Source organism: Microbacterium sp. 1.5R (assembly GCF_007667425.1).
GTDB lineage: Bacteria > Actinomycetota > Actinomycetes > Actinomycetales > Microbacteriaceae > Microbacterium.
This window is the reverse complement of sequence record NZ_VDRC01000002.1, coordinates 413,124-433,052: the sequence shown is the minus strand read 5'-3', so window position 1 is coordinate 433,052 and position 19,929 is coordinate 413,124. Positions and strand designations below refer to the sequence as shown.

The 19,929-nt window shown below is 69.4% G+C and carries 19 protein-coding genes; 11 read left to right on the top strand and 8 right to left on the bottom strand.

What is annotated here, in order from left to right; genetic code table 11:
- Window positions 1-30: 30 nt before the first annotated feature.
- The 7 genes from FSY98_RS12985 to FSY98_RS12955 all read left to right on the top strand — a co-directional run bounded on the left by FSY98_RS12985 (window position 31) and on the right by FSY98_RS12955 (window position 5,848).
- Complete coding sequence (locus FSY98_RS12985; RefSeq protein WP_144877085.1) at window positions 31-597, top strand: GNAT family N-acetyltransferase; 567 nt, start codon at window positions 31-33, stop codon at window positions 595-597.
- A 47-nt stretch (window positions 598-644) separates the two neighbouring features.
- Entirely contained in the window at window positions 645-1,508 is an 864-nt protein-coding gene (locus FSY98_RS12980; RefSeq protein ID WP_144877084.1) for an Fpg/Nei family DNA glycosylase, read from the top strand.
- Window positions 1,509-1,861: 353 nt separating this feature from the next.
- Complete coding sequence (gene ribD / locus FSY98_RS12975; protein ID WP_144877083.1) at window positions 1,862-2,956, top strand: bifunctional diaminohydroxyphosphoribosylaminopyrimidine deaminase/5-amino-6-(5-phosphoribosylamino)uracil reductase RibD; 1,095 nt, start codon at window positions 1,862-1,864, stop codon at window positions 2,954-2,956.
- Window positions 2,956-3,585, top strand: a complete 630-nt coding sequence (locus FSY98_RS12970; protein ID WP_144877082.1) for a riboflavin synthase — start codon at window positions 2,956-2,958, stop codon at window positions 3,583-3,585. The genes ribD and FSY98_RS12970 overlap by 1 nt, the downstream gene beginning before the upstream one ends.
- Window positions 3,582-4,850 carry a GTP cyclohydrolase II gene (ribA, locus tag FSY98_RS12965; protein WP_144877081.1) on the top strand — a complete coding sequence of 423 codons (1,269 nt, stop codon included), beginning with the start codon at window positions 3,582-3,584 and terminating at the stop codon, window positions 4,848-4,850. The genes FSY98_RS12970 and ribA overlap by 4 nt, the downstream gene beginning before the upstream one ends.
- The gene (gene ribH, locus FSY98_RS12960; protein ID WP_144877080.1) at window positions 4,847-5,323 is read left to right on the top strand and encodes a 6,7-dimethyl-8-ribityllumazine synthase; all 477 of its coding nucleotides are present in this window, start codon (window positions 4,847-4,849) and stop codon (window positions 5,321-5,323) included. The genes ribA and ribH overlap by 4 nt, the downstream gene beginning before the upstream one ends.
- Before the next feature lie 165 nt (window positions 5,324-5,488).
- The gene (locus FSY98_RS12955; protein ID WP_144877079.1) at window positions 5,489-5,848 is read left to right on the top strand and encodes a Fe-S protein; all 360 of its coding nucleotides are present in this window, start codon (window positions 5,489-5,491) and stop codon (window positions 5,846-5,848) included.
- Between the two features lie 73 nt (window positions 5,849-5,921).
- On the opposite strand, the gene FSY98_RS12950 is transcribed toward FSY98_RS12955, so the two are convergent.
- On the bottom strand, window positions 5,922-6,383 hold the full coding sequence (locus FSY98_RS12950; RefSeq protein ID WP_144877078.1) for a GAF domain-containing protein: 462 nt from the start codon (window positions 6,381-6,383) through the stop codon (window positions 5,922-5,924).
- 29 nt (window positions 6,384-6,412) lie between these two features.
- On the bottom strand, window positions 6,413-6,910 hold the full coding sequence (locus tag FSY98_RS12945; protein WP_144877077.1) for a metallophosphoesterase: 498 nt from the start codon (window positions 6,908-6,910) through the stop codon (window positions 6,413-6,415).
- 153 nt (window positions 6,911-7,063) lie between these two features.
- On the opposite strand from FSY98_RS12945, the gene FSY98_RS12940 reads away from it, so the two are divergent.
- Entirely contained in the window at window positions 7,064-8,524 is a 1,461-nt protein-coding gene (locus FSY98_RS12940; protein WP_144877076.1) for an MFS transporter, read from the top strand.
- Between the two features lie 64 nt (window positions 8,525-8,588).
- Here the strand turns inward: FSY98_RS12940 and FSY98_RS12935 are convergent, their stop codons facing one another.
- The gene (locus tag FSY98_RS12935; protein WP_260857397.1) at window positions 8,589-9,215 is read right to left on the bottom strand and encodes an HAD family hydrolase; all 627 of its coding nucleotides are present in this window, start codon (window positions 9,213-9,215) and stop codon (window positions 8,589-8,591) included.
- A gap of 230 nt (window positions 9,216-9,445) precedes the next feature.
- On the opposite strand from FSY98_RS12935, the gene FSY98_RS12930 reads away from it, so the two are divergent.
- Window positions 9,446-9,652: an AsnC family protein gene (locus FSY98_RS12930; RefSeq protein ID WP_144877075.1), complete on the top strand. Its 207-nt coding sequence runs from the start codon at window positions 9,446-9,448 to the stop codon at window positions 9,650-9,652.
- 74 nt (window positions 9,653-9,726) lie between these two features.
- Window positions 9,727-11,610 (top strand): ABC transporter ATP-binding protein, encoded by a 1,884-nt coding sequence (locus FSY98_RS12925; RefSeq protein WP_144877074.1) that lies wholly within the window; start codon window positions 9,727-9,729, stop codon window positions 11,608-11,610.
- A gap of 368 nt (window positions 11,611-11,978) precedes the next feature.
- Here FSY98_RS12925 and FSY98_RS12920 read toward each other — a convergent pair whose 3' ends face one another.
- Window positions 11,979-13,841, bottom strand: coding sequence for a phosphoenolpyruvate carboxykinase (GTP) (locus FSY98_RS12920; RefSeq protein ID WP_186307681.1), 1,863 nt, complete (start codon window positions 13,839-13,841; stop codon window positions 11,979-11,981).
- 111 nt (window positions 13,842-13,952) lie between these two features.
- Between FSY98_RS12920 and FSY98_RS12915 the strand changes: the two genes are divergently transcribed.
- Window positions 13,953-15,395, top strand: a complete 1,443-nt coding sequence (locus FSY98_RS12915) for an XRE family transcriptional regulator (protein WP_144877073.1) — start codon at window positions 13,953-13,955, stop codon at window positions 15,393-15,395.
- 83 nt (window positions 15,396-15,478) lie between these two features.
- Here the strand turns inward: FSY98_RS12915 and FSY98_RS12910 are convergent, their stop codons facing one another.
- The 4 genes from FSY98_RS12910 to murQ all read right to left on the bottom strand — a co-directional run bounded on the left by FSY98_RS12910 (window position 15,479) and on the right by murQ (window position 19,843).
- Window positions 15,479-16,537, bottom strand: coding sequence for a winged helix DNA-binding domain-containing protein (locus tag FSY98_RS12910; RefSeq protein WP_144877072.1), 1,059 nt, complete (start codon window positions 16,535-16,537; stop codon window positions 15,479-15,481).
- A 140-nt stretch (window positions 16,538-16,677) separates the two neighbouring features.
- Window positions 16,678-18,123, bottom strand: a complete 1,446-nt coding sequence (locus FSY98_RS12905) for a glyceraldehyde-3-phosphate dehydrogenase (protein ID WP_144877724.1) — start codon at window positions 18,121-18,123, stop codon at window positions 16,678-16,680.
- Window positions 18,124-18,314: 191 nt separating this feature from the next.
- Window positions 18,315-18,857 (bottom strand): hypothetical protein, encoded by a 543-nt coding sequence (locus FSY98_RS12900; protein ID WP_144877071.1) that lies wholly within the window; start codon window positions 18,855-18,857, stop codon window positions 18,315-18,317.
- Between the two features lie 47 nt (window positions 18,858-18,904).
- The gene (gene murQ, locus FSY98_RS12895) at window positions 18,905-19,843 is read right to left on the bottom strand and encodes an N-acetylmuramic acid 6-phosphate etherase (protein WP_144877070.1); all 939 of its coding nucleotides are present in this window, start codon (window positions 19,841-19,843) and stop codon (window positions 18,905-18,907) included.
- Window positions 19,844-19,929 lie beyond the last annotated feature (86 nt).

Here is a 19,929-nt window from a genome sequence, read left to right as displayed (position 1 = left end):
GGGCCGCTCGGCGATCAGTAGGCTTTCGGGATGGAACCCGTCACCCTCACCACCGAACGGCTCGTGCTGCGTGCGCCGGACACCTCCGACATCGATGCGATCACCGAGGCCTGCCAGGATCCGGACATCCAGAAGTGGACGACGGTGCCGAGCCCGTATTCACGCTCGGACGCCGAGGAGTTCGTCCGTCTCGTGAGCGAGTGGTGGGCTGACGGGAGCGAGACGGTGTGGGCGGTCCGGGCCGACGGCATCCTCGTCGGGATGATCGGTCTTCACGACATCGCCGCACATCGTGCGGGAGGTCGCGCCGAACTCGGGTTCTGGGCCACGTCTGCGGCACGGGGCCGGGGCTACGTCTCCGAGGCGGCGACCGCCGTCATGGACTGGGGTTTCCGAGAGCTCGGTCTGGCGCGCATCGAATGGCGCGCGGTCGCGGGCAACGTGGCCTCGGCGAAGACCGCGCGCGCGCTCGGCTTCCGTTACGAGGGCCTCCTGCGACGGGCCTTCGCGAGCGGCGACCGGCGCGAGGACAGCTGGATCGCGGGCCTGCTCCGGGATGACGACCGCACCCCGGTGGCCTGGCCCGTCCTGGACTGAGCCTCACCCCTGGCCTCGTGTCGGACGCGGGTGGCAGGATTGGGCGCATGCCGGAGATGCCGGAAGTCCAGGGCCTGACGACCTTCCTCGCCGACCGCGTTGTGGGTCGCACGATCACGCGCACGAGCGTAGGCGCGATCGCCGCGCTCAAGACGTACGATCCGCCGAACACTGCGTTGCACGGCGCCGAGGTCACTGCGGCCGCGCGACGCGGCAAGTTCATCGTGCTGTCGGCGGGCGACGACCTGCACCTGGTCTTCCACCTCGCGAAGGCCGGATGGCTGCGCTGGTACGAACTGCTGCCGACGACCCTCATCAAGCCGGGCAGGTCGCCGATCGCCCTGCGCGTGGCGTTCGACGACGACAGCGGCTTCGACCTCACCGAAGCCGGGACGAAGAAGTCGCTCGCCGTCTACGTCGTGCGCGACCCTGAGCAGGTGCCCGGCATCGAGCGGCTGGGGCCCGATCCCCTCGACCCGGACTTCACCCGCGGGGCCTTCGGCAGCGTCCTCGACGGACGGCGGATGCAGATCAAGGGCCTCCTCCGCGACCAGGGCGTGATCGCCGGCATCGGCAACGCGTACTCCGACGAGATCCTGCACGCCGCGAAGATGTCGCCGTATGCGATCGCCGACAAGCTCACCGACGACGAGGTCGACCGCTTGTACGCCGCGATGCAGTCGACGTTGACGGATGCCGTGGCGCAGGCGTCGGGCAAACCGCCGGCCGACCTCAAGGACGCGAAGAGGCGAGGGATGCAGGTGCACGCCCGCCGAGGTGAGACCTGCCCCGTCTGCGGCGACACCGTGCGGAGCGTGTTCTTCGCCGATCGTTCGATGGAGTACTGCCCCACGTGTCAGACCGGCCGCAAGATCCTCGCCGACCGGCGGCTCTCGCGCCTGCTGAAGTAACAGCCCACGTGCCAGACCGGCGGCAAGATCCTCGCCGACCGGCGGCTCTCCCGCCTGCTGAAGTAACAGCCCACCGTGCTTCCCACCTCGTGTTACGGGGAATGAACCGGCCCGTCGCGCGGCTTGTACACTCAGAACATCAACGTGCTCCGGGGTCGGTGGGAATCCGAACCGGCGGTGACAGTCCGCGAGCGTCTCGATTCGTCGAGGTGCCGATCCGGTGGAAATCCGGGACCGACGGTGATGCGAGGCCCGGCCTCGCTAGTCCGGAAGGGAGGCAGCACGGCGGGCCGCCGCATGCGCGTTCCGCCACCGCCTTCCCTGCGACCCTCGGAGCCCAGGGAGGACCACGGATGGCAGTGAACGAGGCGGAACGCCGGGCGATGACCCGCGCGCTCGAGCTCGCGACCTTCGGCCCGCGCGGCGTGAACCCGCAGGTGGGCGCGGTCATCCTCTCCCCAGACGGAGACGTCCTCGCCGAGGGCTGGCACCATGGCGCGGGCACCCCGCACGCCGAGGTGGACGCACTGACGAAGCTCGCCCCGGGCGCCGCGGCGGGTGCGACCGCCGTCGTCACGCTCGAGCCCTGCAACCACACCGGACGCACCGGGCCATGCGCCGTCGCGCTGATCGAGGCCGGCGTCGCCCGTGTGGTCTACGCGCTCGACGACCCCGGCGCTGTCTCGGGCGGCGGAGCCGAACGGCTGCGGGGCGCCGGAGTGAGCGTCGACTCCGGTGAGCAGGCCGACCACGCACACCGGATCATCGACGGCTGGCTGACGGCGCAACGCCTCGGTCGCCCGCACGTCACCGTGAAGTGGGCGCAGAGCCTCGACGGGCGCGCCGCGGCATCCGATGGGTCCAGCCAGTGGATCACCGGACCGGAGGCGCGGGCCGATGTCCATCGACGCCGGGCTGCCGCCGACGCGATCGTGGTCGGCACCGGAACACTGCTCGCCGACGACCCGTCGCTGACGGCCCGCGACGGCGACGACCTGTACCCGACGCAGCCTGTCCCCGCCGTGATCGGCTCACGTCCTATCCCCGCCGATGCGGCGATCCGCCGGCATCCGCACGCTGCTCTCGCCTACGACACCCACGACCTGCCCGCCGTGCTCGCCGACCTGCACGGCCGCGGCATCCAGACCGTCTTCGTCGAGGGCGGCCCCACCCTGGCCAGCGCGTTCGTCGCCGCGGGGCTGGCCGACCGGGTGCTCGCCTACCTCGCGCCGGTGCTGCTCGGCGGCGATCGGCTAGCCCTCACCGACGTCGGCGTCGCCTCGATCGACCAAGCACGTCGCCTGACGGTGGATGAATGGGTGCCGCTCGGCGCCGATCTGCTCGCGATCGCCCACCCGGCGGCCGGCGCACCGCCGCGAGCGACCAACGCAGCGCCCGCACCTGACGCTGCGCAGGAATCAGACATCTCGCACGAAGGAGCACGCTGATGTTCACCGGGATCATCGAGGAGATCGGCGAGATCACTGCGATCGCGCCGTCCGGCGACGGGTGGCGGCTCACCGTGCGCGCCCCGAGGGCGGCAGCTGATGCCGTGCACGGCGAGTCCATCGCGGTGTCGGGCGTGTGCCTCACAGTCGTGGGGTCGACGCCGGAGTCCTTCGACGCCGACGTGATGAAGCAGACCCTCGACGTGGCGGCGCTGGGCACGGCATCCGTCGGCACCCGCGTCAACATCGAGAAGGCCATGCCCGTCGGTGCCCGCCTCGGTGGCCACATCGTGCAGGGTCACGTCGACGGAGTCGGCGACGTCGTCGACGTGCGCCCTGGCGAGGAATGGAGCGTGCTGCGCATCTCACTGCCCGCCGACCTCGCTCCCCTGGTGGTCGACAAGGGCTCGATCTCCGTCGACGGCACCTCGCTCACGGTCAGCGCCGTGAGCGCGGCCACGGAGAAGGACGCCTGGTTCGAGGTGTCGCTCATCCCCGAGACCCTCGCCGCCACCACCCTCGGCACCCGCGCGGTCGGCGACCGCGTCAACCTCGAGACCGACATCCTCGCCCGGCACGTCGAGCGCCTGCTCGCGTTCCGGGCCGCAGCGGAAGGAGGCTCGCGATGAGCCTTTCCACCATCGCCGAAGCGCTCGACGCACTGCGCGCGGGGCGGCCCGTCCTCGTCGCCGACGACGAGAACCGCGAGAACGAGGGCGACGTCGTGCTGTCGGCGCAGCTCGCCACTCCTGAGTGGGTCGCCTGGACCGTGCGCTGGTCGTCGGGCTTCATCTGCGCTCCGATGCCTGCCGATCTCGCAGACAGTCTGAACCTGCCGCCGATGGTCGCGGCCAGCGAGGACGCCCGCTCGACCGCGTACACCGTCAGCGTGGACGCCGCGGAAGGTGTGACCACGGGCATCAGCGCCCACGACCGGGCGCACACGCTCAACGTGCTGGCGAACCCGGAATCGACGGCCACGAGCATCATCCGTCCGGGCCACGTGCTGCCGCTGCGCGCGGTCGACGGCGGCGTGCGCGAGCGCAACGGCCACACGGAGGCAGCGGTCGAGCTCATGAAGCTCGCGGGCCTGCACCCCGTGGGTGCGATCGCCGAGGTCGTCGCCGAGGACGGCAGCATGATGCGCCTTCCTGGTCTGTTGGAGCTCGGGGCGCGCGACGGCGTGCCTGTCATCACGATCGAGCAGCTCATCGCGCACCTGAACGAGACGGATCCGGCCGGGGCAACCCCAGGTGCCGGCAGCCGCCGCGTGAGCCTGCGCGCCGATGCGACCGTGCCGACCACGCACGGCGTCTTCCGGTTCCTCGCGTACAAGGATCGCGTCACCGGCACCGATCACATCGCCGTCGTGTCGGGCGAGGTCGGCGAGACCGCGCTCGTCCGCGTGCACTCCGAGTGCCTGACCGGCGAGGCGTTCGGATCGCTGAAGTGCGAATGCGGACCCCAGCTCGACGCGGCGCTCGACGCGATCGAGCAGGAGGGCGGCGTCGTCATCTACATGCGTGGTCATGAGGGTCGCGGCATCGGGCTCATCAACAAGCTGCGGGCTTACAGCCTGCAGGAGGAGGGCCTCGACACGGTCGACGCCAACCTCGCGCTCGGTCTGCCGGCTGACGCCCGCGACTATGCGGCAGCGGCCGGCATCCTCTCAGACCTGGGCGTGACGAAGGTGCGCCTGCTCACGAACAACACCGACAAGGTGAATCAGCTGCGGGCGCTCGGCCTCGATGTCGTCGAGCAGGTGCCCCTCATCGTGGGCGTGGGGCCGAACAACCACCAGTACCTCGAGACCAAGCGTGACCGCATGGGTCACATCATCGGAGAGGCGGAGCTCGCCCAGGCTCTCGCCGACGGGAAGAAGGACGACGCATGAGCGGCTCAGGAGCAGCACCCCGCACGGAGAAGATCGATGGAGCGGGGCTCGACGTCGTCGTGATCGCCGGTACGTGGCACGACGTCATCACCGACGGGCTGATCGCGGGGGCGCAGCGCGTGCTCGACGGATCCGGTGCCTCGTACCGCGTGGTGCGGGTGCCAGGATCGTTCGAGCTCGCGGTCGCGGCGCAGGCCGCGTTCGCCGGTGGGGCGGATGCCGTGGTGGCGCTCGGCGTGATCATCCGCGGCGGCACGCCGCACTTCGAGTACGTGTCGGCGGCGACGACCGACGGGCTCACCCGGGTCTCGCTCGACGCCGGCAAGCCGGTCGGCTTCGGGGTGCTGACGCTCGACGACGAGAGGCAGGGCCTCGACCGCGCGGGCCTCGAGGGCTCGCACGAGGACAAGGGTGCGGAGGCGGCGGATGCTGCGCTGCGCACGGCGCTCGTGATCAAGGAGCTCCGCGGCTGAAGCGACCTGTGCAGTGCTCGTGCACGGCGCTCGTGAGCGGGGAGCTCCGCGGCTGAAGCGACCTGTGCAGTGCTCGTGCACGGCGCTCGTGATCGCGGAGCTCCGCGGCTGAGGTGAGGCGGACCTTGCTGGCGGCGCGTCGGCGGCGATCATTACCGTGGGGGCATGGAGACCCTGCGCCACATCGTTCTCTTCGTCCATCTGATCGGCTTCGCCGTTCTCTTCGGAGCATGGGCGGTGCAGGCCTTCGGCGGCAAGCGCGAGTTCACGCGCCTCATGAGCATCGGCATGACGATCGCGGCCGTCGCCGGGCTCGCTCTGGCGGCTCCGTGGGGGCTTCCCGACGGCGTCGAGATGAACTACGCCAAGATCGGCACGAAGCTCGTAGTGCTGCTCGCCATCGGCGCATTGCTCGGCATCGGCACGGCTCGGCAGAAGCGCGGCGCCGGCGTCCCCGCTGCGATGTTCTGGCTGGTCGGCATCCTGACGGCGGCGAACGCGGCGATCGCCGTCCTCTGGCGCTGAGCCTCGAGGGATCCTCAGCGCGTTTCGTCTCGCTCCGCTCGCTCAACGACCCATGGCGAGGCGACGGGCTCGCTCAACGACCCGCGGCGGCGTCCCAGATCGCTCGCGTCGGTGCGGTGACGCTCGTGGCGCGAATGCGCTGCCAGTTGCGTCCGCCTCGGCCGAACGAGGCTTGAACGTCCGGCGGCACCATGTCCTCGGCGATGGGTTCCGCGAGCCAGTCGCAGGCGCGCACGTGCACGAGGTCCACGGCATCGGCCGCGTCATCGGTGTCATACGTCCAGTCCCCGACGATCCGGCCGAGGTAGGTCAGGCCGTCGACGTCCCTCGTCCAGACGAAGGCTCCCATCGGCGCCTTCGCGAATCTCTCGATACGCCACGCCAGGCGGATGCCGGCCTGCGCGTCCGCCTTCGTGAGCGCGTCCTCCAGGGAACGGGGCGCGGGATGCAGCCTCCCGCCGATCCCGCACACTCCGAGCGTGAGCCCTCGCTCGGCCCCCGCTCCCCGTGGAACCGCATCGTCTCGCGAGCGCATCGGAGCACGGTAGACAGGAATGGGCCCGCTCACGTGACCGGCACCAGACTCGCCTCGACACCGGAGCCGTCGATCGTCACCGTCATCATGGTGCACACCGGCTGTCGACGGCGGTCGGTCGGCGAGCCGGGGTTGAGCAGCCGCATGCCGGACGGGGCGACCGCGTCCCACGGGATGTGCGAGTGCCCGAAGATCAGCAGGTCGGCGTCGGGGAAGGCCTCGTCCATCCGCTGCTCCCGGCGAGCGGCCTGGCCGGTCTCGTGGATCATCGCGATCCTCACATCTTCGACATCGAACCGCGCGACCTCGGGCAGGCGCTCGCGGAGCTCGGGGCCGTCGTTGTTGCCGTACACCCCGTGGAACACTCGCGATCGTGACTCGATCAGGTCGAGAGTCGCCAGATCGACCCAGTCCCCCGCGTGTGCGACGACGTCCGCGTCGTCGATCGCGCGGAGCACAACATCGGGCAGGCGCCGTGCGCGCTTGGGTACGTGCGTGTCGGCGAGGAGCAGCATCCGGGTGGCCATCGGCATCCTTCCACGGGCGGTTCCTTCGACTCTACGCACGACGTCCGACGGACGGCTCGCCCCGCGAACCGTCATCGACGCCCAGCGAACTCCCAGGAAGGCGTAGGATCGGCCGGTGCGCTGGTATACCGGCGTACGGATCTAAGGAGCAGCATGAGTACGTCCACAGCCCCCGCGAATCCACGCTCGCGGGTCATCACCGCCAGCCTCGTCGGCACCACGATCGAGTTCTACGACTTCTACGCGTACGCGACCGCCGCCGTGCTCGTCTTCCCCGTCCTCTTCTTCCCGACGGGCAACGACACCACGTCGCTGCTCTCGTCGTTCGCGGTGTTCGGTGCCGCGATGATCGCGCGTCCGATCGGCGCCGTCGTGTTCGGGCACTTCGGCGACAAGTTCGGCCGCAAGGCCACCCTCGTCGCGTCGCTGCTCACGATGGGCATCGCGACGTTCGTGATCGGTCTCCTCCCCACGTTCCAGCAGATCGGCTGGTGGGCGGCGCTACTGCTGCTCATCCTTCGCCTGTTCCAGGGGTTCGCGCTCGGCGGTGAGTGGTCGGGCGCCGCGCTCGTGGCCACCGAGAACGCCCCCGCCGGCAAGCGCGCCTGGTACGGCACGTTCCCGCAGCTCGGGGCCCCGCTCGGCTTCATCATCGCGAACTTCCTCTTCCTCGCGATCAACTGGCTGCTGCCGCATGCCGAGAACCCCGCGCTCAAGTCCGAGGCGTTCCTCTCGTGGGGCTGGCGGATCCCGTTCCTGTTCTCGGCGGTCATGGTCATCATCGGCCTGTGGGTGCGTCTCAAGCTCGTCGAGTCCGACACGTTCAAGAAGGCCGAGAAGGTCGGCGCGATCCGCAAGCTGCCGCTGGCGACCGTGTTCCGTCACCACTGGAAGGCGCTGATCCTCGGCACCTTCATCATGCTGGCCACCTACGTGCTGTTCTATCTGATGACGAACTTCACGCTGGCCTACGGCACCAAGCCGGCGTCGCTCGAGACGGCATCCGCGGCCGCGCAGGCGGCTGCCGAAGCTGCCGGCAACGACTTCGACGCCTCGGCGTTCGCCGCCCAGTTCTACCCCGGCCTCGGCTTCGGCTACACCGATTTCGTGCTCATGCAGATCGTCGGTGTCGTGTTCTTCGGCATCTTCACCCTGCTGTCGGGCCCCATCGCCGACTCGATCGGACGCCGCAAGCTGCTGATGTGGGTCACCGGACTCATCATCGTGTTCGGCCTCACGTTCAACGCCTTCCTGCTGCCGGCGATGGACCCGAAGTTCACCGGCGCGCTCGCACAGGCGTTCCTCGTGTTCGGGTTCATGCTCATGGGCGCCACGTTCGGGCCGATGGGAGCGCTGCTGCCCGAGCTGTTCCCGACGAACGTGCGCTACACGGGATCCGCGATCTCGTACAACGTGTCGTCGATCCTCGGGGCCGCGGTCGCTCCTCTCATCGCCGTGTGGCTGTGGGAGCTCGGTGACGGCGCGCCGTGGCTGGTCGGCATCTACCTCTCGGTCATGGGCGTGCTGACGTTCATCGCGCTCGCCCTGTCGCCCGAGACGAAGGACACCGACTACGAGTCCGACCTCGGAGTCGCCGCCGCCGTCGAGCTCTGACCGGCGCGTCATCGAGAACGGCCGCACTCCCATCGGGGTGCGGCCGTTCTCCGTTCGCGCTCGCTCAGTGCCCAGCCAGGAACTCCTCGACAGCAGAGATAGTCACCGCGTTCTCCCGATGCAGGATGCCGCGGATGCCGACAGCATCCGCCCCCTCGATCGCCACCCGGTGGTCGTCGATGAAGAGGACGTCCGACGGATCTGCGCCGAGAGCCTGCAGCGTGAGGAGGTACGCCTGCGGCTCGGGCTTGGCGACGCCCAGCTCGTGGCTGTAGCAGATCGGGTCGAAGATCGACGCGAAGCCGAAGCGGCGCTCCTCCTCCTCGCGTGCTCCATCGGCGGAGTTGGAGAGGATCGCCACACCGGCTCGCGACCGCAGGGAGCGGGCGTACTCGATCAGCTCCTGATTGCCGGTGCCGCAGTAGGCGTCCCAGAAGTCCGCCCGGATGGCGGAGCGCTGCTGGTCGTCGAGGTCGAGCGCCTCGGCGAGGCCGGACCAGAAGGCGTTCTCGGTGCCGACGGTGAGGTCGATCCTCGGCAGGTCGGCCTCAGCGACCCGCGCGTCCACGTCGTGCGGGGCGAGACCCGAGACCGCCCGCACCCTGTCCCACCACTCCTCCTGCCAGGTGTCGTCGTCGACGACCTCCAGCACTCCCCCGACGTCGAACAGGATCCATGGCTTCTTCGGCATCCGCACACCCTATGCGATGGGCCCGCGGATCCTCGCTCTGTGTTGCTCGCCCACTGCTGCATCCGCTCCGGACGGGATTCTGCCGGACCCGCTCCGAAGGAGAAATGCGCCGCGCAAGGGAGGAGGTCGGGCGTCGGTCCTTCCGAAGTGCGATTCTCCTGCGCAAGAGCAATGTCAACATGACTTGACTTCCTGGCGTGCGTCAACATACATTGACCTCGGAGGTTCTCATGACGCTCAAGACAGCACACGCCCTCGAAGACCGCGGCGAACCCATCGCCGAGCTGCATCGCCTCGCGAAGCTCCGTACCGAGATCGCGCGCGCGGAAGAGGCCGAAGTGCGCCGTGCGCGCAACCTCGGCTACTCCTGGCAGGCCATCGCCGGCGCCATCGGCGTCAGCAAGCAGGCCGCGCACCGGCGGTTCGGCAGCCGCTGACGCACAGCCCACCCACAGAATCCCCGGCCGCACGAAAGTACGGTCGGAGTATCCCTTTCAGAACGAGGTCCCGCATGTCCAGCACGGCGACGTCACGCCGACGCGGACGGGGCGCACCGCACGACGGTCCGCGCGCCACTTTCCGCCAGCTCCTCCCCTTCCTGTTCGAGCACAAGCGCACGCTCATCGTCGTCGCGATCCTCAGCGTCTTCGGCGCCGCGACCTCGCTCGCGCAGCCTCTGCTCGTCGGCCAGGTGATCGAGGCCGTGCAGTCCGACGCCGGCATCGGCATCCTCGTCTGGCTCCTCGTGGCATTCGTGATCGTCTCCTCGGTCATCTCCGGCTACCAGCACTACCTGCTGCAGCGCACCGGCACTGCAGTCGTGTACTCGAGCCGGCGCAAACTCATCTCTCGCATCCTGCATCTCCCCGTCAGCGAGTTCGACGCCCGCCGGACCGGCGACCTCGTCTCGCGGGTCGGCACCGACACGACGCTGCTGTACGCCGTGCTCACCCAGGGACTGGCGGATGCCGTGGGCAGCGCCATCCTGTTCCTCGGCGCTCTCATCGCGATGCTGCTCATCGACCCGGTCCTGCTGCTGCTCATCGTGCTCGTGATCGGCGCCTCGGTCGCCGTGGTCACGGCATTGAGCGGGCGCATCCGCACGGCATCCACCGCCCAGCAGGAGAAGGTGGGCGAGCTCGCCTCCGGCGTCGAGCGCGCGGTCGGGTCGATCCGCACGGTGCGCGCGTCCGGTGCGACCGAGCGCGAGACGGAGTCGGTGTCTACCCTCGCCTCGGAGGCCTACGGCATCGGCGTGCGGATCGCGAAGATCTCGTCGCTGGTCGTGCCGATCGCGGGCGTGGCCCTGCAGGTCTCGCTGCTGGTGGTGCTCGGCGTCGGCGGGTTCCGCGTCGCCGACGGCACGATCACCATCGCCTCGCTCATCACCTTCATCATGTTCCTGTTCATGCTCGTGATGCCGCTCGCGACGACCTTCGGCGCGATCACCTCGGTGAATCAGGCACTGGGGGCGCTGGGGCGCATCCAGGAGGTCCTGAATCTGCCGACGGAGACGCAGCGGGATGCCGAGATCGCGGCCGCCATCACACGCGACGATGCCGACCCCCATGCACCGGCGATCGAGTTCCGCGACGTGCGGTTCCAGTACCCGGAGAACGTGGTCGCGGCGCGGGCCGCGGCCGAGAAGGAGGCGCGCACGCTGCTCGCCGACGCTCACCTCGACCCGACCGACGACGTCGACGACGGCTCCGACCGGGAGGTGCTCCGCGGAGTGTCGTTCACCGTGCCTCGGGGAGCCCGCGTGGCGCTCGTCGGGCCGAGCGGCGCCGGCAAGAGCACGATCCTGTCGCTCGTCGAGCGCTTCTACGACCCCACGGGCGGGTCGATCCGTCTGTACGGGCACGACGCGCGCACGTATCCGCGCGATGAGCTGCGGGCTCAGTTCGGATACGTCGAGCAGGATGCGCCGACACTCGCCGGCACGCTCGCCGACAACCTGCGGCTGGCTTCACCGGACGCCTCGGACGCCGCGTGCGAGCAGGTGCTGCGGGCCGTCAACCTCGGCGAGGTGCTGGAGAGAAGTCCGTTGGGCCTCCAGGCGCCTGTGGGTGAGGACGGGGTGATGCTGTCGGGAGGTGAGCGTCAGCGGCTCGCCATCGCCAGGGCGCTGCTGACGGATGCGCCGATCCTGCTGCTCGACGAGTCGACGTCGTCGCTCGACGGTGTGAACGAACAGCGGATGCGGGAAGCCATCGACGCCGTGTCGACCGACCGCACCCTCATCGTGATAGCGCATCGCCTCTCGACCGTGGTCGACAGCGACCTCATCGTCGTGCTGCAGGACGGCGTCGTCGTCGGGGAGGGCACGCACGCCGAACTCGTGGAATCGACGCCGCTGTACCGCGACCTCGCTCGGCATCAGCTGCTGGCGTAGGTTCCTGCGGTCACGCGACCAGATCCACCGCACCCGCCCAGATCAGGAGCATCGTCCCAGATCAGGAGCATCCGGCGCGCATCCTCCTGATCTCGGGAGATGATCCTGTTCTCAGGGCATGCGCCTAGACCAGACGCGCCCGCCCAAATCAGGAACATCGCCCCAGATCAGGAGCATCCGCCAAGGATCGTCCTGATCTGAGGCGATCGTCCTGTTCTCAGGGCGCGAGCTGACACGAAAACGCGAGGGCGGGATGCCGGAGACCACTCAGCCATGGGTTCGTCTCTGACTTCCCGCCCTCGCGGGTCTGGTTCCCTCGCGAAGAGGGAGGTGTAGGGCGCCGGCTCCCCCGAACCGGCGCCCGGCTCTCACGCCTTGTCGAGGCGGTAGCGCAGCGAGGCCAGCTCGGCGCGCAGCGCGGCCGGCACCCTGTCGCCGAACGTGTCGTAGAACTCCTCGGTGAGGTCGGCTTCGGTCTTCCACGCCTCCGCATCGACCGAGAACAGCTCGTCGAGGTCGGCCTCTGGCACGTCAATACCGGCGAGGTTCAGGTCCGACACGATCGGCAGTCGACCGACCGGACTGTCGACGGCTCCGACCTCACCCGAGATGCGGCGGATGATCCAGTCGACGACGCGCGAGTTGTCGCCGAATCCGGGCCACAGGAATCGGCCGTCGTCGCCACGGCGGAACCAGTTCACCTGGAAGATGCGCGGCGCGCGGTCGAACCGCAGGGTGCGACCGACCTTGAGCCAGTGGCCGAAGTAGTCGGCCATGTTGTAGCCGCAGAACGGGAGCATCGCGAACGGGTCGCGGCGCAGCTCGCCGACCGTGCCCTCGGCGGCGGCGGTGCGCTCCGACGAGATGTTCGAGCCCAGGAAGACGCCGTGCGTCCAGTCGGTGGCCTCGACGACGAGTGGCACGTTGCTCGCACGGCGTCCGCCAAAGAGGATGACGTCGAGCGGCACGGCCTCTTCCCAGTCCTCGGAGATCTGCGGGCACTGCGCCGCCGAGACCGTGAAGCGCGAGTTCGGGTGCGCGGCGGGGCGTCCGGAGTCGGGCGTCCACGGGTTGCCCTCCCAGTCGATCAGGTCCGCGGGCGCGTTGTCCGTGAGCCCCTCCCACCACACGTCGCCGTCGGGGCGGAGCGCGACGTTCGTGAAGATCGTGTTGCCCCACAGCGTCTCGACAGCCGTGACGTTGGTCGATTCGCCGGTGCCGGGGGCGACGCCGAAGAACCCGGCCTCGGGGTTGATGGCCCAGAGGCGTCCGTCCTCGCCGGGGCGGATCCACGCGATGTCGTCACCGAGCGTCTCGACGCGCCACCCCGGAATCGTCGGGCGCAGCATGGCGAGGTTCGTCTTGCCGCACGCCGAGGGGAACGCCGCGGCGACGTGGTACGCCTTCCCGCTCGGATCGATGACCCGGATGAGCAGCATGTGCTCGGCCAGCCATCCCTCATCGCGGGCGATGACCGAGGCGATCCGCAGCGCGAAGCACTTCTTCGCGAGGATGGCGTTGCCGCCGTACCCGGAGCCGAAGGAGTACACCTCGAGCGTCTCGGGGAAGTGCACGATGTACTTGTCGTCGTTGCACGGCCACTCGACGTCGGGAGCGCCGGCGCCGAGCGGAGCACCCACCGAGTGCACCGTCTTCACCCACGGGGCGCCCTCGGCGATCTGACGGGTCACGGCGTCGCCGACACGCGTCATGATGCCGATGGAGGCGACGGCGTAGGCGCTGTCGGTGACCTGGACGCCGATGTGCGACAGGGGGCCGCCGACCGGGCCCATCGAGAACGGCACGACGAACATGGTGCGTCCGCGCATCGAGCCCTCGAAGATCTCGGTCATCTTCTCGCGCATCTGCAAAGGGTCGGCCCAGTTGTTCGTGGGGCCGGCATCCTCTTCGCGCTCGGACGCGATGTAGGTACGACCCTCGGTACGGGCGACGTCGCTGGGGTGCGAGCGGGCGAGGTACGACCCCGGCCGCCATTCGGGGTTGAGTTTGATGAGCTTGCCCTCGCTGACGAGGCCGCGCAGCAACCAGTCGTTCTCGGCACGGGAGCCGTCGACCCAGTGGATCGATGCGGGCTGGGTGAGTGCGGCGATCTCGTCGACCCACGCGGCGAGGTCCGCCATCGCGGGGCTGTCGTAGGACGGTGCCGTCCCGAACGTGCGCACGGGTGCGACGGATGCTGCACGAGGGGTGAAGACTTCGGCGATCGCCATGACTGCTCTCCTTGAAAGTGGGGGCCGTTGCATCCATCTTCTTGGGGTTCGGTCGCCATTTTCCGGCGAAAACATCGATAAGAAACGTACTTCTTTCGATAGGATCAAGGAATGGCACCCTCCGGCATCCATCTCGCCACTCTCGGCCACCGCATCCGCCACCACCGACTGGCGAACGGCTTCACTCTCGACGAACTCGGGGCCTTGGTCGGCGTAGCCGGATCGCAGCTGAGCCTCATCGAGAACGGCAAGCGCGAGCCGAAGCTGTCGCTGCTGCAGGCGCTCGCGCAGGCGACGGGCACCGAGGTGACCGATCTCATCTCCGACGAGCCGCCGAACCGCCGCGCGGCGTTGGAGATCGAATTGGAGCGTGCGCAGGAGAGCCCGGTGTTCCGACAGCTGGGTGTGGCCCCCGTGCGCGTGACCAAGGGCATGAGCGACGAGACCATCGAGTCGGTGCTGGGGCTGCACCGCGAGCTGCAGCGCCGCGAGCGGGAGGCGATCGCGACGCCCGAGGAGGCCAGGCGCGCCAACACCGAGCTGCGGCTGCGGATGCGCGCACAGCACAACTACCTCGGCGAGATCGACAAGCTCGCCGAGAAGCAGCTGCGCTCGGCCGGGCACGTGCAGGGCGCGCTGACGCACCGCACGGTGAGCATCATGGCCGAGAAGCTCGGCTTCGACCTCATCTATGTCAGCGACCTTCCGCATTCGACGCGGTCGGTGACCGATCTCGAGAACGGCCGGATCTACCTTCCGCCGGCGTCGATCCCCGGTGGTCACGGACTGCGGTCGATGGCGCTGCAGGCCATGGCGCACCGCCTGCTCGGCCACACGCCGCCGACGGACTACGCGGACTTCCTGCAGCAGCGACTCGAGATCAACTACTTCGCTGCGTCGTGCCTGATGCCGGAATCGGCGGCAGTGGCGTTCCTGCAGCAGGCCAAGAAGGACCGCAACCTCGCCGTCGAGGACTTCCGTGATGCGTTCGGAGTGACGCATGAGGCGGCGGGGATGCGGATGACGAATCTCATGACGCAGCACCTCGGCATGTCGCTGCACTTCCTCCGTGTGGACGCCACCGGGGCGATCACGCGGGTGTACGAGAACGACGGGCTGCCGCTGCCCATGGACGTGACGGGTGCGGTGGAGGGCCAGCGGGTGTGCCGCAAGTTCCAGGCGCGGAGCGCTTTCACCCAGCAGAACCGCACCACCGAGCATCATCAGTACACCGACACCCCGTCCGGCACCTTCTGGTGCTCGACGCAGACCGGGTCGTCGACCGACGGCGAGTTCTCGGTGACGGTCGGTGTTCCGTTCGATGACGCACGGTGGTGGCGGGGGCGCGAGACCTCCGACCGCGCCGTGTCGAGCTGCCCGGACGAAGCCTGCTGCCGTCGTCCGTCGTCCGACCTGGCGGAGCGCTGGCACGGGAAGGCGTGGCCCAGCGCCCGGGTGCACACCCACATGTTCTCGCCGCTCCCCCGGGGTGCGTTCCCCGGGGTGGACGACAACGAGGTGTACTCCTTCCTCGGGCGGCACGCGAGCGAGTGATCGCGATCCCCGTCCGCTGGCGGCACCAGCGCGACTCGATCCTCGGGCGGCACGCGAGCGAGTGATCGCGACCAGCTCGCGTCCTAGCCCCCGAGGAATCTCGTGAAGCGCGACAGCGCAGAGCGCACGGCATCCTCGTCGACCGATACCAGCCCCGCCTCGTCGAAGATCTCTGGACGGGTTCCGAGCGGCGCTGCGGCGTGCGTCCAGCATCCGATCACCCTTCCGCCGGCGATGAGGGTGGCTCGAACCATTCCGTTCTTCCCGGGGCCGACGGCCGAGAGATGTTCGGGGGCGCAGACGGCCGTGCGGTCGGCGTACGAGATGTAGTACTCGTCGAACGCTGCGAGTGCGAACACGGATGCCGTATCGGCGGCGCGACGCGGGCGGTCCACGGCGATGAAGACGCCTTCTTCGGCCTCGGCGATCCGGCCGGAAGCCCGTTCGCGCGCCTCCCGCGACTGTCCGAGAGTCAGGCCGGACCACCAGGCGAAGTCGGCGACCGTCGCGGGTCCGTGCCCCGCGATGTAGCGGATGAACAGTTCGGCGAGCGGGTCGTCGGGCCGAGCGTGCTCGCCGATGTGTTCGTCGACGAGCACGAAGCGCTGCTCCCGCGCGATGCCGTCGCGCGGGACGACGGGCCCCTGACAGAGCAGGCCCCGCAGCGCGAGTTCGTTCAGCAGATGGATGCCGCGCTGCGCCGTCGGGTCGACTCCGACGCCGATGAACACTTCGAACATCTCGGCACGTGTGAGTCCGCCGTCGCGCAGCCGCGGCAGGACAGCATCTGTGACGGCGTCGATCATGGCGTCGTCGATGCCGAGGTCGCGGCGGCGTCCGGCTGCCTGCTGACGCTGCCGCGAAGCGGTGACCGACAGCACCCAGCCGAGGTCACGTGCGGGGATGGTGTGCAGGGTGCCGCGCATGGTCCAGGTGCGAACCAGGTCTCCGCAGTCGAATGCGCGGTCGACGTCGGCGAGGGTGGGCTTCCCCCGCGTACGGCAGGCCAGCGCCCAGCGCCCCGCGGTGAAGTCCTGGCTCTGCACGGCCAGCATGTGCGCTGCGGCGTCCGTCACGGTGCGCGCGGGGGCCGTCAGCCGGTGCGACCGGAGGCGCTCCGCCAGCAGAGTCGCGGTCTTCATGCCCCCATCATGGCGGGCCCTCTCCCGCCGGCCCACCCCCTTCTGCGCGACCCTCCCCGTTTGTCGACGTCATCGAGGGGGGTGACTCGTACACGAAGGGGTCGCTCGACGGGGCATGGGCGGGCGGGGCGGGGTCGGGGTCAGCCGTGCAGAGTCACCTCACGCCGCTCGGGGAGCACGATCGGGTGCGAACCGGCCATGACCTCGAGCACGCGGATGACCTGGCAGGAGTAGCCGTACTCGTTGTCGTACCACACGTACAGGACGACATCGTGGTCGTTCGCGATGGTGGCGAGTCCGTCGACGATGCCGGCGCGATGGGATCCGACGAAGTCCGTCGACACGACCTCGGGGCTCTCGACGTAGTCGATCTGCTGACGCAGCTTGGAATGCAGCGAGACCCGGCGCAGGTAGTCGTTGAGCGCGTCCTTCTCGGCGGGGCGGTCGAGCGTGAGGTGCAGTACCGCGAGGGAGACGTCAGGGGTGGGCACCCGGATCGCCGACCCGGTGAGCTTGCCCTCGAGTTCGGGGAGGGCGCGCGCGACGGCCTTGGCGGCACCGGTCTCGGTGATGACCATGTTGAGGACGGCCGAGCGCCCGCGGCGGTCTCCGCTGTGGAAGTTGTCGATGAGGTTCTGGTCGTTCGTGAACGAGTGCACGGTCTCGACGTGCCCTCGGACGATTCCGTACGCCTCGTCGACCGCCTTGAGCACGGGGGTGATGGCGTTCGTGGTGCACGAGGCCGCCGTGACGATCCGGTCATCGGGCGTGATGGTCCGGTCGTTGATGCCGTGCACGATGTTCTTCAGCGTGCCCTTGCCCGGCGCGGTGAGCAGCACCCGCGCGACGCCGGTCGATTCGAGGTGGCGGTCGAGACCCGCCTCGTCACGCCAGCGCCCCGTGTTGTCGACGACGATCGCGTCGTGGATGCCGTAGGCCGTGTAGTCGATCGAGGCGGGGTCGTCGGAGTAGATCATCTGCACCCGGGTGCCGTTCGCGATGATCTGCTCGGCGTCTTCGTCGACGGTGACGGATCCGGCGAACCGTCCGTGCACGGAGTCGCGCAGCAGCAGCGATGCACGCTTGACGAGGTCGTTCTCCGATCCGCGGCGCACGACGATGGCACGCAGCCGCAGTCCGCTGCCACCGCCGGTGTGCGCGATCAGGATGCGGGCGAGCAGCCGGCCGATGCGTCCGAAGCCGTACAGCACGACGTCTGTCGGCTCGGCCGCCGTGGCTCCGACAGCAGGGGCGAGCGCCTCGGCGAGGTACTCCGTGAGGGTCGCTCGTCGGTCGAGGCTGCCCTCGACGAGTCGGGCGATGTCGAGCGAGGACGCCCCCGGCGCCAGCGCATGGATCGCTTCGATGACGGCAAGCGTGTCCTCGAGCGCGAGCTCCTCGTGCCCGAGCTGGGCGACGCGGTCGTGCACCTCGACGATGCCGGTCGCCGAGAGTCCGACGAGTCGGTGGCCGTGCAGGGAGGTGACCACATCCCGGTCGCGCTTGAGCGCGCCGATGAGCGGGATCATCCGTTCGGCGAGCTCTTCGCGGGCCGTCCAGGCATCGTGGGGTGCGGTGTCGTTCATCTGCGTCCTTGCATGTGTGAGCGCGCCGAGGTCGCCGGCGCGCGGAGTTGCCGGGTGAGCTTCGGGGGATGCCATCAGGGTACGGTGACCACGAGGGTGCGCGGAAATCGGGCGCTGCGGGCGTCAGCGACAGGCGACGGCATGCGGGGCTGTGTGCGCCGGATGGCGTAGGCACCCCTCGGTTCCGAGCCTCAGACCGCGAGGCACAGCACGGCGACGCCCGCCGCCATGGACCATGACTCGACGGCGAGCATCGTCTGCGCTCGACGGCCGCGTACGGGTTCGAGCACGTGCTCCGACACGATCGTCCAGAGCACGACGCCGACGACTCCGACGATGCCGAGCACCGACAGCACGCCGGTGAACGCGGGACCGTGGTCGTGCGGGCCGGCCGCAGCGCTGGTCGACGTGGCGGCGGGGCCCGCGACGGTGTCCCACAGGCAGATGGCGAGCACGAGCGACACCAGCGCTCGGTGGAAGCACATCGGCGCGGACTTCGACCCCCTGACGCCGATCGTCCCGATCATGGCCGATAGGAGGAGTGCGACGCCGATGACCAGACGGGGCAGCGTCTCGCCGCCGCCGAACGCCAGCGCGAGGAGTGCGGCCGACCGCAGCAGAGCCATCTGTCGCGCCTGCCACGGGACGCCCCTGCCTGCGGCGAGGCAGGCGACACCGGACACCACGCCGGCGAGCGCCAGCAGCCACGGGGCCGCGGGGACGAGATGATCCACGGGGAGAGCCTAGTGGGCGGGCGTCGCCCGATTTCGGCGCGCGTCGCTCAGGGGGCGAGCGCGGCTATCGCCACCCGCAGGATGCCGTCGGCGGCCGTGAGCGCGTCGCGCGCGGCATCCGGCTCCGCCCCCGTGGAGAGGATGAGGATGGCGAGCTTGACCGATCCGTCCGCCGCGGCGAGCGCCGACGAGGCCTGCCCGACATCGGTTCCGGTGAGCTCGGTGACCGTGCGGATCGACCGTGCGTGCAGCTTCTTGTTGGTGGCGAGCAGGTCGACCATGACGCCGTGGTAGGTCTTGCCGAGGTTGATCATCGACAGGGTCGTGAGCATGTTGACGACGAGCTTCTGCGCCGTCCCCGACTTGAGCCGTGTGGAACCCGAGATGAACTCGGGACCGGTCACGACCTCGATCGCGATGTCGGCGACGGCGCCGATCGCGGAATCGGCATTCGAGGCGATCGCCACAGTGAGTGCCCCGACCTCGCGGGCGTACTGCAGTCCGCCGATGACGAACGGGGTGCGCCCGGATGCGGAGATGCCGACCACGGTGTCGCGGTCGGTCAGGTGCAGCGCGCCGAGTGATTCGCCGGCGGCGCGGTCGTCGTCTTCCGCGTTCTCGACCGCCGAGCGGATCGCGGTCTCGCCGCCTGCGATGAGACCCACGACCATCGAGGGGTCGGTGCCGAACGTGGGCGGGCATTCGCTCGCGTCGAGCACGCCTATGCGCCCGGCGGTGCCTGCTCCGATGTAGAAGAGGCGGCCTCCGCGGCGGAACCGCGCCGTGATGCCGTCGACCGCAGCGGTGATCTCGGTGCTGCGGTCGGCGACTGCTTGCGCCACTCGCTGATCCTCGGCGTTCATGCGTCGCACGAGCTCGGCGGTGCCGAGCAGATCGAGGTCGCCGCGGTCGGTCGTCGACGCCTCGGTGCCGAGGGCGGAGAGCTCGTCGAGCAGGGCGGACAGTCGCTGATCTTCAGTGGGCACGATGTGCGGACCTCTCGGGGATGGATGGCGGAAGATGTCGTGGGGTTCGGGAGCAATGCTCGCCCGCTCTTGTTCAGCCCGCTCTT

Bases quoted from the DNA above. Each gene is read 5' to 3' on its own strand.
- FSY98_RS12985 (WP_144877085.1), top strand. From the start codon at position 31: ATGGAACCCGTCACCCTCACCACCGAACGGCTCGTGCTGCGTGCGCCG.
- FSY98_RS12980 (WP_144877084.1), top strand. From the start codon at position 645: ATGCCGGAGATGCCGGAAGTCCAGGGCCTGACGACCTTCCTCGCCGAC.
- ribD (WP_144877083.1), top strand. From the start codon at position 1,862: ATGGCAGTGAACGAGGCGGAACGCCGGGCGATGACCCGCGCGCTCGAG.
- FSY98_RS12970 (WP_144877082.1), top strand. From the start codon at position 2,956: ATGTTCACCGGGATCATCGAGGAGATCGGCGAGATCACTGCGATCGCG.
- ribA (WP_144877081.1), top strand. From the start codon at position 3,582: ATGAGCCTTTCCACCATCGCCGAAGCGCTCGACGCACTGCGCGCGGGG.
- ribH (WP_144877080.1), top strand. From the start codon at position 4,847: ATGAGCGGCTCAGGAGCAGCACCCCGCACGGAGAAGATCGATGGAGCG.
- FSY98_RS12955 (WP_144877079.1), top strand. From the start codon at position 5,489: ATGGAGACCCTGCGCCACATCGTTCTCTTCGTCCATCTGATCGGCTTC.
- FSY98_RS12950 (WP_144877078.1), bottom strand. From the start codon at position 6,383: ATGCGCTCGCGAGACGATGCGGTTCCACGGGGAGCGGGGGCCGAGCGA.
- FSY98_RS12945 (WP_144877077.1), bottom strand. From the start codon at position 6,910: ATGGCCACCCGGATGCTGCTCCTCGCCGACACGCACGTACCCAAGCGC.
- FSY98_RS12940 (WP_144877076.1), top strand. From the start codon at position 7,064: ATGAGTACGTCCACAGCCCCCGCGAATCCACGCTCGCGGGTCATCACC.
- FSY98_RS12935 (WP_260857397.1), bottom strand. From the start codon at position 9,215: ATGCCGAAGAAGCCATGGATCCTGTTCGACGTCGGGGGAGTGCTGGAG.
- FSY98_RS12930 (WP_144877075.1), top strand. From the start codon at position 9,446: ATGACGCTCAAGACAGCACACGCCCTCGAAGACCGCGGCGAACCCATC.
- FSY98_RS12925 (WP_144877074.1), top strand. From the start codon at position 9,727: ATGTCCAGCACGGCGACGTCACGCCGACGCGGACGGGGCGCACCGCAC.
- FSY98_RS12920 (WP_186307681.1), bottom strand. From the start codon at position 13,841: ATGGCGATCGCCGAAGTCTTCACCCCTCGTGCAGCATCCGTCGCACCC.
- FSY98_RS12915 (WP_144877073.1), top strand. From the start codon at position 13,953: ATGGCACCCTCCGGCATCCATCTCGCCACTCTCGGCCACCGCATCCGC.
- FSY98_RS12910 (WP_144877072.1), bottom strand. From the start codon at position 16,537: ATGAAGACCGCGACTCTGCTGGCGGAGCGCCTCCGGTCGCACCGGCTG.
- FSY98_RS12905 (WP_144877724.1), bottom strand. From the start codon at position 18,123: ATGAACGACACCGCACCCCACGATGCCTGGACGGCCCGCGAAGAGCTC.